General features: G+C 57.5%; 17 protein-coding genes and 1 riboswitch. Of the genes, 10 read left to right on the top strand and 7 right to left on the bottom strand.

Going from position 1 to position 15689, the window contains the following annotated elements:
- Positions 1-2 precede the first annotated feature (2 nt).
- Positions 3-728 carry a GntR family transcriptional regulator gene (locus ASE07_RS02055; RefSeq protein WP_057289139.1) on the bottom strand — a complete coding sequence of 242 codons (726 nt, stop codon included), beginning with the start codon at positions 726-728 and terminating at the stop codon, positions 3-5.
- 262 nt (positions 729-990) lie between these two features.
- Between ASE07_RS02055 and uraH the strand changes: the two genes are divergently transcribed.
- The 3 genes from uraH (at position 991) to ASE07_RS02040 (ending at position 3638) form a co-directional block, all read left to right on the top strand.
- Positions 991-1344, top strand: a complete 354-nt coding sequence (gene uraH / locus ASE07_RS02050) for a hydroxyisourate hydrolase (RefSeq protein ID WP_057289138.1) — start codon at positions 991-993, stop codon at positions 1342-1344.
- Between the two features lie 27 nt (positions 1345-1371).
- Entirely contained in the window at positions 1372-2562 is a 1191-nt protein-coding gene (locus ASE07_RS02045; RefSeq protein WP_057289137.1) for a urate hydroxylase PuuD, read from the top strand.
- 185 nt (positions 2563-2747) lie between these two features.
- A riboswitch (FMN riboswitch) is annotated at positions 2748-2917 on the top strand.
- Between the two features lie 181 nt (positions 2918-3098).
- The gene (locus tag ASE07_RS02040) at positions 3099-3638 is read left to right on the top strand and encodes a 6,7-dimethyl-8-ribityllumazine synthase (RefSeq protein ID WP_082583899.1); all 540 of its coding nucleotides are present in this window, start codon (positions 3099-3101) and stop codon (positions 3636-3638) included.
- An 85-nt stretch (positions 3639-3723) separates the two neighbouring features.
- Here the strand turns inward: ASE07_RS02040 and ASE07_RS02035 are convergent, their stop codons facing one another.
- Positions 3724-4182 (bottom strand): YiiD C-terminal domain-containing protein, encoded by a 459-nt coding sequence (locus ASE07_RS02035; protein WP_057289136.1) that lies wholly within the window; start codon positions 4180-4182, stop codon positions 3724-3726.
- 22 nt (positions 4183-4204) lie between these two features.
- On the opposite strand from ASE07_RS02035, the gene ASE07_RS28570 reads away from it, so the two are divergent.
- Positions 4205-4426 (top strand): hypothetical protein, encoded by a 222-nt coding sequence (locus ASE07_RS28570; RefSeq protein ID WP_156396328.1) that lies wholly within the window; start codon positions 4205-4207, stop codon positions 4424-4426.
- Positions 4416-5948: a CYTH and CHAD domain-containing protein gene (locus tag ASE07_RS02030; RefSeq protein WP_156396327.1), complete on the top strand. Its 1533-nt coding sequence runs from the start codon at positions 4416-4418 to the stop codon at positions 5946-5948. Before ASE07_RS28570 ends, ASE07_RS02030 begins: the two co-directional genes overlap by 11 nt.
- Positions 5949-5988: 40 nt before the next feature.
- Here the strand turns inward: ASE07_RS02030 and ASE07_RS02025 are convergent, their stop codons facing one another.
- Together ASE07_RS02025 and ASE07_RS02020 are read right to left on the bottom strand one after the other, a co-directional pair.
- Entirely contained in the window at positions 5989-6297 is a 309-nt protein-coding gene (locus ASE07_RS02025; protein ID WP_235548317.1) for a putative signal transducing protein, read from the bottom strand.
- An 84-nt stretch (positions 6298-6381) separates the two neighbouring features.
- On the bottom strand, positions 6382-6795 hold the full coding sequence (locus tag ASE07_RS02020; protein WP_057289134.1) for a hypothetical protein: 414 nt from the start codon (positions 6793-6795) through the stop codon (positions 6382-6384).
- Positions 6796-7077: 282 nt separating this feature from the next.
- Between ASE07_RS02020 and ASE07_RS02015 the strand changes: the two genes are divergently transcribed.
- From ASE07_RS02015 to ASE07_RS02005, 3 genes are all read left to right on the top strand, one after another.
- Entirely contained in the window at positions 7078-7881 is an 804-nt protein-coding gene (locus ASE07_RS02015; protein WP_057289133.1) for a M48 family metallopeptidase, read from the top strand.
- A gap of 202 nt (positions 7882-8083) precedes the next feature.
- Positions 8084-9142 (top strand): AI-2E family transporter, encoded by a 1059-nt coding sequence (locus ASE07_RS02010; RefSeq protein ID WP_057289132.1) that lies wholly within the window; start codon positions 8084-8086, stop codon positions 9140-9142.
- Between the two features lie 161 nt (positions 9143-9303).
- Positions 9304-9756, top strand: coding sequence for an Hsp20 family protein (locus ASE07_RS02005; protein WP_057289131.1), 453 nt, complete (start codon positions 9304-9306; stop codon positions 9754-9756).
- A gap of 172 nt (positions 9757-9928) precedes the next feature.
- Here ASE07_RS02005 and ASE07_RS02000 read toward each other — a convergent pair whose 3' ends face one another.
- The 3 genes from ASE07_RS02000 to ASE07_RS01990 all read right to left on the bottom strand — a co-directional run bounded on the left by ASE07_RS02000 (position 9929) and on the right by ASE07_RS01990 (position 12535).
- A complete protein-coding gene (locus ASE07_RS02000) occupies positions 9929-10354 on the bottom strand; it encodes an OsmC family protein (RefSeq protein WP_057289130.1) in 426 nt (141 codons plus the stop codon).
- 206 nt (positions 10355-10560) lie between these two features.
- Complete coding sequence (locus ASE07_RS01995) at positions 10561-11370, bottom strand: alpha/beta hydrolase family protein (protein ID WP_057289129.1); 810 nt, start codon at positions 11368-11370, stop codon at positions 10561-10563.
- The gene (locus tag ASE07_RS01990; RefSeq protein WP_082583904.1) at positions 11357-12535 is read right to left on the bottom strand and encodes a DUF3182 family protein; all 1179 of its coding nucleotides are present in this window, start codon (positions 12533-12535) and stop codon (positions 11357-11359) included. Before ASE07_RS01990 ends, ASE07_RS01995 begins: the two co-directional genes overlap by 14 nt.
- A gap of 241 nt (positions 12536-12776) precedes the next feature.
- Here ASE07_RS01990 and ASE07_RS01985 point away from each other — a divergent pair, with 241 nt between their 5' ends.
- Positions 12777-13439: a biliverdin-producing heme oxygenase gene (locus ASE07_RS01985; protein ID WP_057289128.1), complete on the top strand. Its 663-nt coding sequence runs from the start codon at positions 12777-12779 to the stop codon at positions 13437-13439.
- Entirely contained in the window at positions 13432-15684 is a 2253-nt protein-coding gene (locus ASE07_RS01980) for an ATP-binding protein (protein ID WP_057289127.1), read from the top strand. The genes ASE07_RS01985 and ASE07_RS01980 overlap by 8 nt, the downstream gene beginning before the upstream one ends.
- Positions 15685-15689 lie beyond the last annotated feature (5 nt).

The following is a 15689-nucleotide window of genomic DNA, read 5'->3' as shown; positions in this document are numbered from 1 at the left end:
CCCTACTGTGCGTCCGGTTTACCTAATGCCGAACGCAAATCGAATCGCCTGTCAGGCCGCTTGAGCATCCGGCAGGCACATTGCTCCAGGTGATGCGCCATTTCATGTTGCGCACCGACGTGGTCTTTCTTTTCCAGCGCGTCGACCACCGCAAGGTGTTCATCGAATGAGCACGGCTGCTGACCTGTTGTTTCGGTCGTCGAAATCAGCAGCGTGGTCCGCGATACCAGGCGACGCAGCATGTCGACAAGCAACGCGTTGCCGGCAAGCTTCGCCAGCTCGATATGAAAATCAGCGGACAGCCGTATCCACAACGGGCGGTTTCCCTGCATGTAAGCTTCGCGCTCACGGTCTATCATTTGACGCAGGTGCGCAAAATCGGCCGCCGTCGCACTGCGTGCCACTTTTTGCATGGCCATCTGTTCCAGTGTCTGGCGCAACTCGAACATGTCGTGTGCTTCCTGTTCGGTAGGGCTTGCAATATATGCGCCACGATTGGGTTCGAGATCAACCAGGCCGTCGGCGGCCAGCTTGACGAGGACCTTGCGCACGTTATGGCGTGCCAGACCGTAAATTTCGGTGAGCGCCTGCTCGGTCAGTTTGGTGCCCGCCGGCAGGCGGTGCTCCATGATGGCGTCATAGATTTCAAAATACATGCGCTCATCCGGTGCAAGGCGCGATTCTTGCGGTACGGAAGGTGCGCTCACTAGTTTGGGGCGTGCGGCCATAATGATCCGGATCAGGGTTGGACGGCATCATGCAAAGTGCGGCAAAGCCGGGCTTTGCGCACCGTTGCGGGCTTTAAACAAGCTGCCACGCTTTCAATGTTGACGAGGATGCCAACGGCCCATAGAATTGTCAACAATTTGTTATTCGTTTTGTTCAATCTCTCGAGCAGCTGCAGTCACCCGTCGCGGCGGCACCTCATGCTCAACGCTGGCGCCATTCCTGGCAATGCCAGGTGTTATCCCAAATAATCATGGAGTTATGATGAGTCGTCTGACTACACACGTGCTGGACACTGCGCACGGCAAGCCTGGCCAAGGCATTACGGTCGACCTTTACAAAATTGTCGACAATCGTAGAAATAAATTGTTATCAAAAATCACCAACGCCGATGGACGCTGCGACGGTCCACTGCTGGAAGGAAACGCTTTCCAAGCCGGTGTCTATGAACTCGATTTCCATATCGGCGCCTATTTCACCGGACTCGGACTGGCCTTGCCCAAGCCCGCCTTTCTTGATGTGGTCACCCTGCGCTTCGGCGTGGCCGACGCCAGCCAGCACTACCACGTGCCGCTGGTAGCCAGCCCCTGGAGTTATTCGACCTACCGTGGCAGCTAACTTGACGATCAGGAAGGAGACATAACAATGGAAGGTTATTTGCTCGACTGGGCCAATTTGCTGCTGCGCTGGCTGCACGTCATTGTGGCAATTGCGTGGATTGGTTCCTCGTTTTATTTCGTATGGCTGGACAACAGCCTGCGGGCTCCCAGTGATGCGGCGCTGAAGGAAAAAGGCGTGGGCGGCGAACTCTGGGCCGTGCACGGGGGTGGCTTCTATAACCCACAAAAATACCTCGGTGCGCCACGTCATTTGCCGGAAGACTTGCACTGGTTTTACTGGGAGTCGTATAGCACCTGGTTGTCGGGTTTCGGCCTGTTCTCGGTGCTGTACCTGTTCAATCCCAAGGTCTTTCTGATCGATCCCAATGTCGCGAACCTGACCCCCACTGTGGCCGTCATTCTCGCACTGGCATTCCTGGTGGTTGGATGGCTGGTGTATGACGTGCTTTGCCGTGCGTTGCAAAAGAAGGAAGGATTGCTTGCGGTGCTGGTAGTTGCCTTTGTGGTCATCGCGTCATGGGCGGCCTGCAACCTGTTCTCGGGTCGTGCCGCATTTCTGATCATCGGTGCCATGATCGCGACCATCATGAGCGCCAATGTGTTTTTCTGGATCATTCCCGGACAGCGCAAGGTCGTCGCGGCAATGAAAGCAGGCCAGCCGGTCGATCCCATCCATGGCCAACGCGGCAAGCAGCGCAGCGTGCACAACACCTACTTCACGTTGCCTGTACTGTTTGCGATGCTGTCTAACCATTACAACATGACCTACAGCCACCAGTACAACTGGCTGGTGCTGGTACTGATCATGGTGGCCGGCGTACTGATTCGCCAGTTCTTCATCCTGCGTCACAAGGGCGTCGTCAACGTCGTCTATCCCATCGTTGCGGTGGCATTGCTGGCCGCGGTCGCCGCGTGGATTGCACCGTCCAGGCCGGCCGCTGCGGCGGCGGGAGCATCCGCCGCGGCCGTCGATGTCGCACAGGTCAAGCCGGTCATGGACAAACACTGTATCCAGTGCCATGCGGCTGCGCCTACGCTAATGCCGACGCCAGCAAAAGGCCTGATGTTCGACCAGCCTGATCAGATCAAGGCTCATGCGCAGCAGATCTACCAGCAAGTTGTGGTGCAGAAGGCGATGCCATTGGGGAACATAACCAACATGACCGAGGATGAGCGCGCGCTGATCGGCCGCTGGTTCGAAGGCGGCGCGAAGTAAACATCTGCAAACCTGCCTTGTTCACAGAGGGATCCCTGGAACGGCGTCACCGTCCAGAGATCCCTTTTCTGCTTATGCGCCATATTGCGCCTCGCCGGAGTGCGGCTGATGTCAGTGCGATTCAGCATGGCCTCTCCTGTGCGCTGCGCTTCAACATGCTATATTCGTCCTTGGCTGCAAAGCCAAAACGTTCTCAGGGCGGGGCGAAACTCCCCACCGGCGGTAATGATGCCTGCGCATCTAGCCCGCGAGCGCCTGCAAGACGCCAACGTACACGCGTAGGCATTCTGCAGGGTCAGCAGACCTGGTGTGATCCCAGGGCCGACGGTCACAGTCCGGATGAAAGAGGACGGGATTCATCAATCTGGCTGCGAGAACGTCTTGCGTTCCCTGCGGCGTAGCGATGTCCTCACACACTTGGAACTGCCGGTGTGTACTGAGCGACCGCGTTGCTACCGCATGGGCAAAAGTCGACTCGCGTGTCATTGCCATCCCGTGCGCCCTATTTATTTTTTCTCGTAAATAGGAGCTTCAGAATGTCTTACCCGTCACACCCATCACGTAACACCACTTCCACTTTCACTCCTGGTTCGGTCACCGGAAAACGCATTGCCTTCGTTCAGGCTTGCTGGCATCGCGATATCGTCGATCGCTGCCGCGTCTCGTTTGCGTCGGAAATGGAAAAGCTTGGTACCGAGGCGAACCTGATCGATTACTACGAAGTGCCCGGTGCATACGAAATTCCGTTGCATGCCAAACTGCTGGCACAGAGCGGCAAATACGAAGGTATCGTTGCGGCGGGACTGGTTGTCGATGGTGGCATTTATCGGCACGAGTTCGTTGCACAGGCAGTCATCTCCGGCTTGATGCAAGTGCAGCTTGAAACGATGGTGCCCGTGTTTTCCGTTGTGCTGACACCGCATCATTTCCATGCGGGCGAAGAACACCAGCGTTTCTTCTACGACCACTTCGTCGTCAAGGGTGCAGAGGCGGCGCATGCCTGCGCAAGCACCCTCGGCAAACTGCGAATCATGCGTGACGCAGCCAATCCAGCGCCGCTTGCAAACGCCGCGTAAGCAGAAAAGTCGCCGTAGCGCTCATTGTGTGAGCACTACGGCGACGCCGGACCTGCCTTATCATCAGGGCATCACCTATCACATCTCACGCATCCGGTAGCAGCACCACAAACGTTCCTTCCAGTTGACCAGCCTGCTTGCCTTCGCATTCCAGCACGGACTGCACCGTGATGCGGGCCATGCGTCCGCGACGTACCGCGTTGAACAACCGTTCCCAGGACCGCTCGTCGCCAGATGAAGCGATGGCGCTGAATGCCGCACTCATCGGTTTCTGATACAACATGTTGTTCGCCTGGATCACCACGCGCCCGGGCAATCCTGACGCCTGCAGACGCAGGTAGACCAGTGTCCAGGCGGACAGAATGGCGACCGCGGATGCACTACCACCAAAGACGGTAGCTTCATGATTGATATTCGGGCCAATGGGAGCGCGTAGTTCGACACGCTCCTCAGTGGCCGCGTGTACCTGCACACCCATTGCCTGCGACAGCGGAATTTGCCTGTGAAGGTAAGACTGCAGTGTAGTGATCTGAATTGTGTTCATGTATTTGCCAAGGTATTTAGAAATGGTCGTGCGCTGGCCACAGATTTCAATGTACCGTGTTTACTGCAAGCATGCTCTGGCCGGCAGCGCCGCAAACCTTTCTTCTTGCTTCATGTCTTTTGATTTACTTCGTCAGCAGCAACGGCGCATACGCCTATTGTTCAATTCTTTAGTGCTCTTGCGCGCCGCGCTGAACGGCCGCCAGCAAACCTGTCTTGCAAAAAGAAAACAACATGGAAATTGAACTCAAGCTTTTGTTGACACCGCAGGCTGCGCAGTCCTTGCGGACCCACCCCTTACTGAAGAAGTACGGCACCGGACAGCCACGGGAAGAAAAATTATCGGGTACCTATTACGACACCAGCAATTGCGACCTGCGTCGTGCCGGTGCCGGACTACGGGTCAGGCAAGTCGACGGCCGCTGGGTACAAACCATGAAAGCGGGTGGCGGCGTGGCGTCAGGCCTGCACAGCCGCCACGAATGGGAATCTCCTGTTGCTGGACCGACTCCCGACTTGGCCGTGCTGCGCGAACTGGTCGATCATGGATCGTCATGGAACCGATTGCTGAGATCCAGGGAAGTGGAGCAAGGGCTTTTACCCGTCTTTACGACCTCAGTGACGCGCACGATATGGGATCTCCGCCTTGCGGAAGGCACCGAAATCGAATGTGTACTGGACCAGGGCAGCCTTGAACGTGGCAAGGATAAGGAGACGATCTGCGAAATCGAACTGGAATTGAAATCCGGTAATGTCAATCAGCTTTATGGCTTGGCGCTGGAACTGCTCGAGTCGGTTCCCATGCAGATCGGAAACGCGAGCAAGGCTGAACGTGGCTATGCGTTGCTGGCCCCTGTGCCTGCTCGCGCCGTGAAAGCTGAGGCACTTGTGCTGTCCCGGCATATGAGTATCGAAAAAGCTTTTCAGCTTATCGTGGCGAACTGCATGGCACAGATGCAGGCCAATGAAGATGGCGTGATGCACAGGCATGATCCGGAAAGCCTGCATCAGATGCGCGTCGGCATTCGCCGCCTGCGTTCTGCTTTCAGCCTGTTTGCGCCTGTGCTGCAGGTGCCCGACGACATGCGGGAAGACCTTAACTGGATCGCAACGCAGCTCGGCACGGCGCGCGATTGGGACGTACTGGCCGATTCAACCCTGTCACGACTTGCCGATGCACCGACGGATGCTGCGCAGGTCGGCATGGTCCAGTATGCGGTTCAGAAACGGGCGCAACAACTGCATGGCGAGGCCGCGGCGGCAGCCACCTCGCCGCGATATACGCGCCTGGTGCTGCGCTTGTCGCAGTGGATGCGTGCTTGCGGCTGGCGCGAGGCGCCGCCGCGACAAGCGAGCACTCGCCTGCACGACTCTGTGATCCGATTTGCCGACGATATGCTCGATCAGCTCGATCGGAAGCTGCGCAAGCGCGGACGGCGCTTGCATAAAGCAACGCCGGAGGCGCGCCACCGTGCACGTATTGCGGCGAAAAAAACGCGCTATGCCGCCGAGTTTTTCCAGTCGCTTTATAACAGACGGAAGCTGCGGCGATATGTCAATGCCCTTTCGCGCTTGCAGGACGAACTGGGATTCCTTAACGATGCGGCGGTCGCCGACCGGTTGTTGCAGGATCTTCATGGCAAGGACGTCCATCTTGCAAGTGGCGTCGGATTTGTCCGCGGTTATCTTTCTCGCAGTGCCGATACCGATGCAAGCGTGATTCGCAAGCGCTGGAAGAAATTCAAACGCTTAAGCACACCCTGGTAAATGGATATTGGCATGCAGCGATCAGCCGCGGAAAAATGCTTCAGCCGGCACCGACATCAAAATCATCGTCGAGCCGGTAGACGCCGCGATGGAAGGCATCGATGACTGCGATCGCTTCACGCTCACGATCAGCCGGCACCAGCACGCGTACACCGCCCAAGGCCGGCGTAAGGAGCGAATGCAGCTGCACCAGGTTATCGTCGGCCACCATAGCAGGAATGCCGGCGGCGACCAGACAGGAGCGGACGATATGCGCCTCAGTCGGAATAAAATAGCGCGCTACGGCGACCATGTCGTTTGCACCGGCACCATGCGTCATGAACTTACCTTCCCGCGGCGTGCGCCGCATGAGACCTGCGAAAAATACTTCCGGTTTTGCCGATACGTCTGAACCCTCTGACGATGCTGTCGATGCGCACGTGTTCCTGACATTTCACCTCTCGTCGGGTATCCAGCGCAGCGTCAGCACGGTGCACCCGGCATCGACCGCATAACGGTGATAGATGCCTTCACCCCACGTTGCAAAATCACCGGAGTCAGACAGCACTATCTCCCGCGTGGCCTCGGGTGGAAAATCCTTTGACTCGGAAAAGACGATACGGAATCTGCCGCTGCCAATCAGGATGGACATCGTCCGTCCTTCACTGACCGGCTTATCAATGCCGCGCGGATCGCCTGCGGGATGAACCATCCATTTCATGCACAAGCCGTGCGACCGGCAATCGACCGGCATATAACGCAAGCTGCCGGCGCCGTCCTCTCCAGAGCGTGTCCATTCGCTGAAGCCGAGAAACCAGCCTGTTCCGTTTGTATCAAGCTTACCCGCATTGCCAGTCTCAATCTGCAAGGAACACCTCCGAAGTACGGTGAAGGATAACCGGTAGAACGGACACACACCGTAGAACGCTTATGCTTAACAATTGAAATGCTTTCCAAGTCCTATCATAAACGTCAATACTGGCGAAGCGATTGTCGGCCATCACAAGCTATCCAGACGCCATGGTCAACGCCCTATTCAAACATAAACGGACATTACAAAATACTTTGTTATTTGGCAATTTTTGTTGCCTGGCCGTCTATACTTTCGGGTATCGGACATTCCAGTCAACTATCCTTACCGTCGATCATAATGAAAAACACTTTGTTCCTTGCGGCGGCCGTCTTGCTGCTGGCCGCATGCGCTTCGACCACCAAGCCCGGCGCGGTGGGCGTCACCCGTCCGCAATTACTGCTTGTTTCTGCACCCACCGTTGAGCGCATGGCGCTTGTCAGTTACGCGCAGCAAGCGGAAAAAGCGAAGTCGGAAGGCAAGCTGATTACGTCAGGCCCGGAATACGATCGCCTGCTGCGTATTGCCAACCGCCTGAAGGCGCAGGTCGGCATATTCCGTGAAGATACCTTGCAATGGAAATGGCAGCTGGTGCTGATCGATGCGCCAGTGCTGAATGCAAGCTGCGCACCGGGTGGCAAGGTGACGTTTTACACCGGCATTGTGCGGCAACTGAAGCTGACCGACGACGAGATCGCCGCCGTGATGGGTCATGAGTTTGCGCACGCCTTGCGCGAACATGGACGGGAGCGGGTATCTCAGGCGGTCGCCCAGAACACCATTGCCAGTGCAGCCCTTGCCGGCGCCCAGAACCGGCAGGCACAGGTCGCGCTTGCCAACCAGTTTGCGCAATATCTGTTTGTGCTCCCCAATTCTCGCCAGAACGAGAGCGAGGCTGACAGCATCGGACTGGAGCTTGCCGCGCGCGCCGGCTTCGATCCACGCGCGGCCATCACGCTGTGGCAAAAGATGGGTGGCGCGGCGGAAGGCAAGAGTCCGCCGGAATTCCTGTCCACCCATCCGGCGAATACGACGCGCATTGCCGAGATCAGCGCCGTGCTCCCTACGGTCATGCCCTTGTACGACGCGACGAAAAAGGAATAACCCTGGCCACAGCGACAAACCGGAATGCCCTCAAGAAAGCCTTATTCATTCAGCGAAACAGAACCTTCGCTCACGCGCCCCGTGGCTGGTAAAAGATTTGCTTGCGCGTCCCTTGCGCGATCCCCACGGGGTCGGTTCCTCCATCCGGTAGGATGGAGGTTTTCGTCATGTCCGCGGTACTAACCGTTTATCCGAGATAACAATGAATAATCCGCACTTGCAACACAAGACCTTCCTCGCATTGCTTATCGTCGTTTCCATTGCGTTCGGCTGGATCCTGTTGCCGTTTTACGGCGCCGTCTTCTGGGCGGCGGTACTGGCCATCCTGTTTGCACCGTTTTACCGGCAGTTGCTGACCAGGATGCACGGCCGCCGTAACCTGGCGGCGCTCGCAACGCTGGTCTTCTGTCTACTCATTGTGATTTTCCCGCTGTCGGTGATTACCGCGTCCCTGTTGCGCGAAGGGGGTGCGGTGTATGAGCAGATACGATCCGGCCAACTGGACTTCGGCGCGTATTTCGAGCAGGCGCTCAATGCGCTGCCGCCATGGATCGTCGAGCAACTGGACCGCTTCGGCCTGACCGATCTGTTCAGCTTGCAAAACAAACTGTCCGGCGCCGCCGCGCAGGGCAGCCAGACCATCGCCACCCAGGCGTTCAGCATTGGTCAGAACACTTTCGATTTCCTCGTCAGTTTTGGCATCATGTTGTACCTGTTGTTCTTCCTGTTGCGTGATGGCGTTGCCCTGTCCATGCGCATCAGGCAGGCCATTCCACTCAGTGTCGAACACAAGCGCAGTCTGTTCAGCAAGTTCACGACCGTCATCAGAGCCACCGTGAAAGGCAACATCGCGGTCGCCGCGACCCAGGGTGCACTGGGAGGCGTCATGTTCTGGTTTCTCGGTATCCAGGGCGCAGTCCTGTGGGGCGTATTGATGGCTTTCCTGTCGCTGCTGCCGGCGGTCGGTGCGGCCCTGATCTGGGGACCGGTCGCCATCTACTTCCTGTTGACCGGCGCGATCTGGCAAGGCATCACGCTGATCGTGTTCGGCGTGGTGGTGATCGGTCTGGTGGATAACATCCTGCGCCCGATCCTGGTGGGCAAGGATACGCAAATGCCGGATTACGTGGTGCTGATATCGACGCTCGGCGGCATGGCCATGTTCGGGCTGAATGGCTTTGTCATCGGGCCGGCAATCGCGGCACTCTTCATCGCCACCTGGGATTTGTTTTCGGCGGCGAAGGAAGAATATAACCCGTGAACGCCAAGCGAGCGGGCGATTGAATAAATTGCTAACAATGCAATTCCGTATAAATGTATTTTGTCCCCTTGAAACGCAAACACCTTATCCCTATATCCGAATCAGCGGATGCTCAATGGAGGTCCGCGAATTTCATATCGCTTACTCATGAGGATATTGCAATGCGTACTTACGACTTTACCCCCCTGTATCGCTCGGCCATCGGTTTTGACCGCCTGGCGCAACTGTTTGACGAAGCCGCTCGCACCGATGCGCAGCCGAGCTACCCGCCGTACAACATCGAACTTGTCGGTGAAGACAAGTACCGTATCACCATGGCCGTTGCCGGTTTCGACCGTTCCGAACTGGAGATCGAAAGCGAACGCGACCAATTGAAAATCGTCGGCCGCAAGCAGAAGGACGAAACCAAGCGCACCTTCCTGCACCGTGGCATCGCCGCACGTGATTTCGAGCACCGCTTCCAGCTGGCAGACCATGTCAAGGTCGTCGGCGCCAAGCTCGACAACGGCTTGCTCAACATTGAACTGGTGCGTGAGATTCCTGAATCGCTGAAGCCGCGCAAGATTGAGATTAATGGCGACAACGTGCAGCTGCTGCAACGCGAAGCCGCCTGAATGGCGCTCGGTTAAAGCCGGCTTACCGGTATGAGTCGGCGCAGCACTCAGATGACTGCATGATGAACGCCGGAAGCGTAGTCGCTTCCGGCGTTTTTTCGTATCTGCCAGGCCTGTATAACGGGCCAACGGTAAGGCCAGCAAAGTACGCCACCGTACTCTTACCGCAAGTCTAGGTTTCCAGTTTCGCGTCGAGCGTAATGGTTGCGTTCAGCACCTTGGATACCGGGCATCCGGCCTTGGCCTTGTTCGCAGCCTCTTCAAACGCTTTCTGATCGCCGCCGGGAATGCGCGCAACCAGATCAAGGTGCACCGCCGTAATCGCAAAGCCGCCTTCCACCTTGTCGAGCGTGACGGCCGCCTTGGTCGTGAGGTTTTCTGCGGTAATACCGGCCTCACCCAATTGTGCGGACAAGGCCATGGTGAAACATCCCGCGTGCGCGGCCGCAATCAATTCTTCCGGGTTGGTTCCGGGCCCTTCTTCAAAACGCGAAGCAAAGCCGTAACGTGTATTGTCGAGTATGCCGCTCTGGGTAGAAATGCTGCCTTTGCCGTCCTTCAGGCCGCCACTCCATGATGCCGATGCCGTGCGTTTCATTATGGGTTCTCCTGTTGATCCTGTTGATATTGAATGAAGACACAAGAAACAACTGAACTGCGTTTTCTTCTCCTGCATGTTATCGCCGTTCATCGCCATTCTTGGATTCCTGGCGCAGCTGATTGGACACGAAAGCCTATAGGCGTTGTGGCCCGATGAAGGAAATCCGCGATTGATCTGCGGAAGATCAAACACCTTGCTGGTTTTCAACCTGGTGTAGGTGGGGCCTCGGGAAGCGTGCTCTCAGGCATGGTTACTACGGAACTCGCGTTGCCATCCTCACGGGAACCGAAGATCATCTCGGTCATCCAGCTGACCAGTAGTGCCGTGTAGGCCCGCTGAAAACTTTCTTCGGATAAACCATGGTCCGCACCTTTGATCACGCGATAAGTCATTGATCGCGGTTCGGTACACGCTTCCAGGTAGCTGGTAATGACCGCACGCGGAATGATCGTGTCGCGTTCGGATTCGACCACCAGTACATCGCCACGAAAGTCCGAGCATGCGCGCAGCGCCCTGTTCTCCTCCGCCGGCACCTGGCTCTGCCGATATTCGCCAAGATCCTGCCCGTTGTGCAGCTGACGTTTCGGCATTTCCCAATTGCTGTCGCGGTAGAGGGCGGGGACGCGCAGTGCAAGCCACTTTACAGGCCGCATCGAGGTCAGTATGGCTGCAAGGTAACCACCATAACTGCTGCCCACCACGGCTACCGAGGAGGGATCGACGCCACGCTGCGAGACCAGCGTATCGTAGGCGGCCAGCACGTCATGCAAGTTGTTTTCGCGTGACACCGTATCCTGCTGCGGCAGGGTTTCTGCATGTCCGCGCAGATCGAAGGTCAGGCAGACACATCCGAGCGCCGCGATTTCACGCGCGCGCGCGAGATACTGTTCCTGGCTTCCGCCCCAGCCGTGGACAAACAGCACGGCTGGCATTTTCCGTCCCGGTGTGACCAGCGTGCCGTCGATCGTTTCGCCGTCCACCTCTATTTTGATGTTGTCGTTATGTATGGGCATAGTCCTCTAGTCGTGCATATTTCAGAATTGGGCCCACCTTTTCATCGTGCCCATGAAAATAGATCACCACATTGTCTGGCAGTTCGACATCGGCGCCATACAGTTCCACTGTGGAAGCCCTGACGACGTTTAACGCGGGATCCGCATGGAAGGCTTCCAGCGCGGCAATCTCCGCACCGCTGGCGCCGCCGACCCGCCACGATTGCTCCAGCACGCCGGAGCGCCACTGCCCGTGCTCATCCCTACCCTGGGCAATATCGTAATTGCAGCGCGATGCAAACAACCGCGGGAAACAGGACATGGCTGCGTTGTGATAAGCGCAGGCCTGGGATACCGCGGTACCCAGATCGGGTGTGAGACCAAGCGCCAGCAGCGCATCGAAACCACCACGTGCCACAGTGAGCGTGGAACCGCCGTACACCTCTTCGCCGCGATTATTACGGGTCAGTTTTTGCACGCCATAGTAGGTAGCGACAAGTTCGTCCACCTTCACCTGTCCCACACTAAGTGTCGTGACGTCACTCAGGTTGCATTCGAGAACGATGCCATCCCGGATCGCATTGTCAGCATGCAGTGAATACAGCAGATCGTCGAGTTCATGCGCATTGCCAACCACCCATTGGCCCAGGCCGCCGACCCCGCTGGACTTCTTGACGCGAACTGCCCCGCATGCCAGCAAGCGCGTTCCGGCATCGCGTGCGCAATGCAGATCGAATGCAGAATAACCAGGCAGCACGACTTCCTTGACCCTGCGTGCAAAACTGGACGACCATCCGTCCGGCGCAGTGGAAAATGGTCCGGGCAAGCCATGCGTGATGGTCTTGGTCGCGACGAAGCCGTGGGGTACAACGCCGCCAAACAAGTCCTGTTCAGCATGGATGTGCAATTCCTCGGCGCCGACACCACCGACACCACCGACCAGCGTATCGCTAGGGACGAAATACAGACGGCCACGATGCCGTGTTTCCGCGTTGAATTCGCCAGCGTATTCGCATCCCTTGATCGCGGCTAGGCGGCGTGCAATCTCCGCATGCGAGGCGCGTTCATGCGAGGCGCATTCGCCGGTGGCTTTTCCCGAAAGAATCACCACGGCATCATGTGAAACACGTTGCCCGGCACTGGAAGACGTAAGCTGCTGAACACTATCCGGAAATATCTTTTCCATACCTTCCGCCCCTTCTGCCTTTATCGGTTCCTGATCATTGCGCTGGCTTGATGCAAGCATGAAAAAGCAAGAAGCTTGCCGCAACCCCGGCTTGCATATGGGCATGGAAATCCGGTCTGTGTCCTTGCGTGATGCGGCTTCGCTTCGATAGTACAATGTGCGCTTCAAATTGGCGGCATCGCAGGTCCGGCCCGCATTACGCCAGACATGGCGCTTACCGTTCAATTCAATTCAGGATTGCATGAAAAAAACTTCTGCCGCGCTGGAAGCTTTGCGACAGGCGACCGGCGACGTACACCAGCAGCTCGAACAATCGCTGACCATCAACCGGCCCGGGGCCGGCAAGCGCGAATACCTTGCGTATCTCGAGGACTTGCGCGGATGGATGGCGTCGTTTGAAGCAGCATTATGGAATGCGCCATGGCCGGCAGAAATGGAAGCGCGCGAACGTGCCGACAAGCTTGCATGGATCGATACGGATTTGCGTGCGGGCGGCAGGAGCAGTCATGCAATTCAGGCTATCCCGGTGGCAGGATTTACACCCGACCTCGCCGCGCTGCCGGCCCGGTTCGGTGTTGCTTATGTGATAGAAGGTGCGCAACTGGGAACCAAGGTACTGAGCCGGGCGCTTGCTCCCGGTCTGCATCCATGGTCACCGCGCTGGCTCGAAGGCTATGGCGACCAGAACGCGAAACGATGGCGCGTTTTCACCGATTGTGTGGAGCATTACCTCACGACGGATGAGGCACATCGTGTCGCGGCATCGGCAGCGAGAGAGGCGTTCACTTCACTGGCGGACTGGTTCGCGGCGCGCCGGCTGGCGCGCGAAACTCTACAAGATCCCCGCGATGTTGCCGCAAACGCCGGCGACGTTTCATTTTTGTTTGGCAGAGTACATGGATAGAACAAGCATTGATTCGCTTCCTGTCGACCTGACGTCATGCGACAGGGAGCCCATCCGCATTCCAGGCAGTATCCAGCCGCATGGTTTTCTGGTCGCCATCGCCAGCGACAATCTTCAGGTCATTCAGGTCAGCGACAATATCGCAGCCTTTACCGGTACGCCGCTCGACAGGGTGCTGGATCTTGGTCTGGCGGAACTCATCGGTGAAGAAGCAGCCTCGCATATTTGCTCAGAAATAAACCATCAACGGATCGCTGAACAGCCGGCGTATCTTGGCGCCATCGAAGTATCCCATGGTGGATACTTCGAGGTGCTGGCCCACGTGCGGGACGGCTTGACGATACTCGAGTTCGAAGCAGTCGCAAGCAAGGTCCCGGCCAATTTCCGCCTACTGTACTCGCTGATCGGCAACTTCATGTCGCAGTTGCACGACTCGGATACGGTGGCCTCGATCAGCAGTCTCGCCGCCGCAGAAGTCAAGCGGGTGACCGGCTTCGGCCGCGTGCTGGTATATCGCTTCGATGAGGACGGACATGGGCATGTGGTCGCGGAGGCGCGCGAGCCCGACTACCATTCCTACCTTGGCCAGCGTTTTCCGGCTTCTGACATACCACGTCAGGCACGCGAACTTTACCTGGCCAGTCGCGTCCGCCTGATCCCGAACGCCAACTATGCGCCTGCCAGGTTGCATCCCGAAAACAATCCATTGAACGGCCAACCGACCGACCTGAGCTTTGCCGCGTTGCGCAGCGTTTCACCCGTCCATTTGCAGTACATGCGCAACATGGGCACGCTGGCCTCGATGTCCATGTCGATCGTGGTCAAGGGCAAGCTGTGGGGATTGATTTCCTGTCATAACGCGGAGCCCTGTTTCGTGCCGTTCGAAGTGCGCGCTGCATGCGAGCAGCTGGCGCAGATTCTGGCGCTGAGCGTCGCGTCGCGCGAGGAAGGCGATGAATATCATTACCGTCTCGAATTGCGGCGCATGGTGGTGACCATGCTGGCGGGGCTGACGCAGGGTCCGGACTTCGTCGACAATATCAAGTCGATCGCGCCCGAGCTGTTGGGTTTTGCCAGCGCCTCCGGCGCGGCTCTTTCTTTTGAAGATCGTATCGTGCGTTTCGGTGATGCCCCGGACGAAGCGGCGATTCGCGACTTGATCGGATGGATGAGCACGCACGCGCACGGCGACCTGTTTCACACCGATAGTCTCAGCACAGAGTATCCGCCAGGCGCAGCGCTCAAGCGGAATGCCAGCGGCGTACTCGCCATCCCGATATCGCGCATTCACAATCACTACCTGATCTGGTTCCGGCCGGAAGTCATTCATACGGTGGATTGGGCGGGCAACCCGCACCTGAAGTCCACGTCCGGTGCGCCGGTGAATCCGCTCACGCCACGCATGAGTTTTGAGATCTGGCGCGAAACCGTCGTCGGGACCAGCATGCCGTGGCGCGCGAGCGAGATCGAGATGGCGTCCGAGTTCCGGTCCGCCCTGCTGGGCATCGTCCTCGAACGTGCCGAACAGATGGCTGAGCTTGCCGAAGAACTCGGACGCGCCAACAAGGAACTGGAAGCATTCTCGTATTCCGTATCGCATGACCTGCGCGCACCGCTGCGTCATATCGTTGGCTTCAGTGATCTGCTACTGGAATTCGAAGGCAATGACGCCCCTGAGCGGCGCGTGCGATTCCTGAAAAACATCAAGGATTCAGCGCGCTTTGCCGGAAAGCTGGTCGATGATCTGCTGAGCTTTTCGCAAATGGGACGCGCTTCCCTGCGGCCTTATGACGTCAGCATGGCGGAACTCGTCAACGCGGCAAAAGACAAGCTGTCACTGGAGACCGGGGACCGGCAGATAGAGTGGCAGATTGACCCGCTGCCAGTCATCCAGGCCGATCCGAACTTCCTCCAGCTCGCCGTGTACAACTTGTTGTCGAATGCGGTAAAGTACACGCGGCCTCGGGCACATGCGATCATTCGTGTGAGCGCTGAAAGCCGCGACGATGAACATATCTTTCGCGTAGCGGACAACGGTGTGGGCTTCAACATGGAGTACGTGCATAAATTGTTCGGCGTGTTCCAGCGTCTGCATCGCATGGAAGATTTCCAGGGCACTGGCATCGGCCTTGCCAATGTGCGCCGCATCATTGAGCGCCATGGCGGCAGCGTCTGGGCCGACGGTACCGTGGACCAAGGCGCGACATTTTCGTTCTCCATCCCTAAAACCATCGCTCTCGATTAGAGGCC

Source organism: Noviherbaspirillum sp. Root189, assembly GCF_001428545.1.
GTDB lineage: Bacteria > Pseudomonadota > Gammaproteobacteria > Burkholderiales > Burkholderiaceae_D > Noviherbaspirillum.
This window is presented reverse-complemented; position numbering and strand designations above follow the sequence as displayed.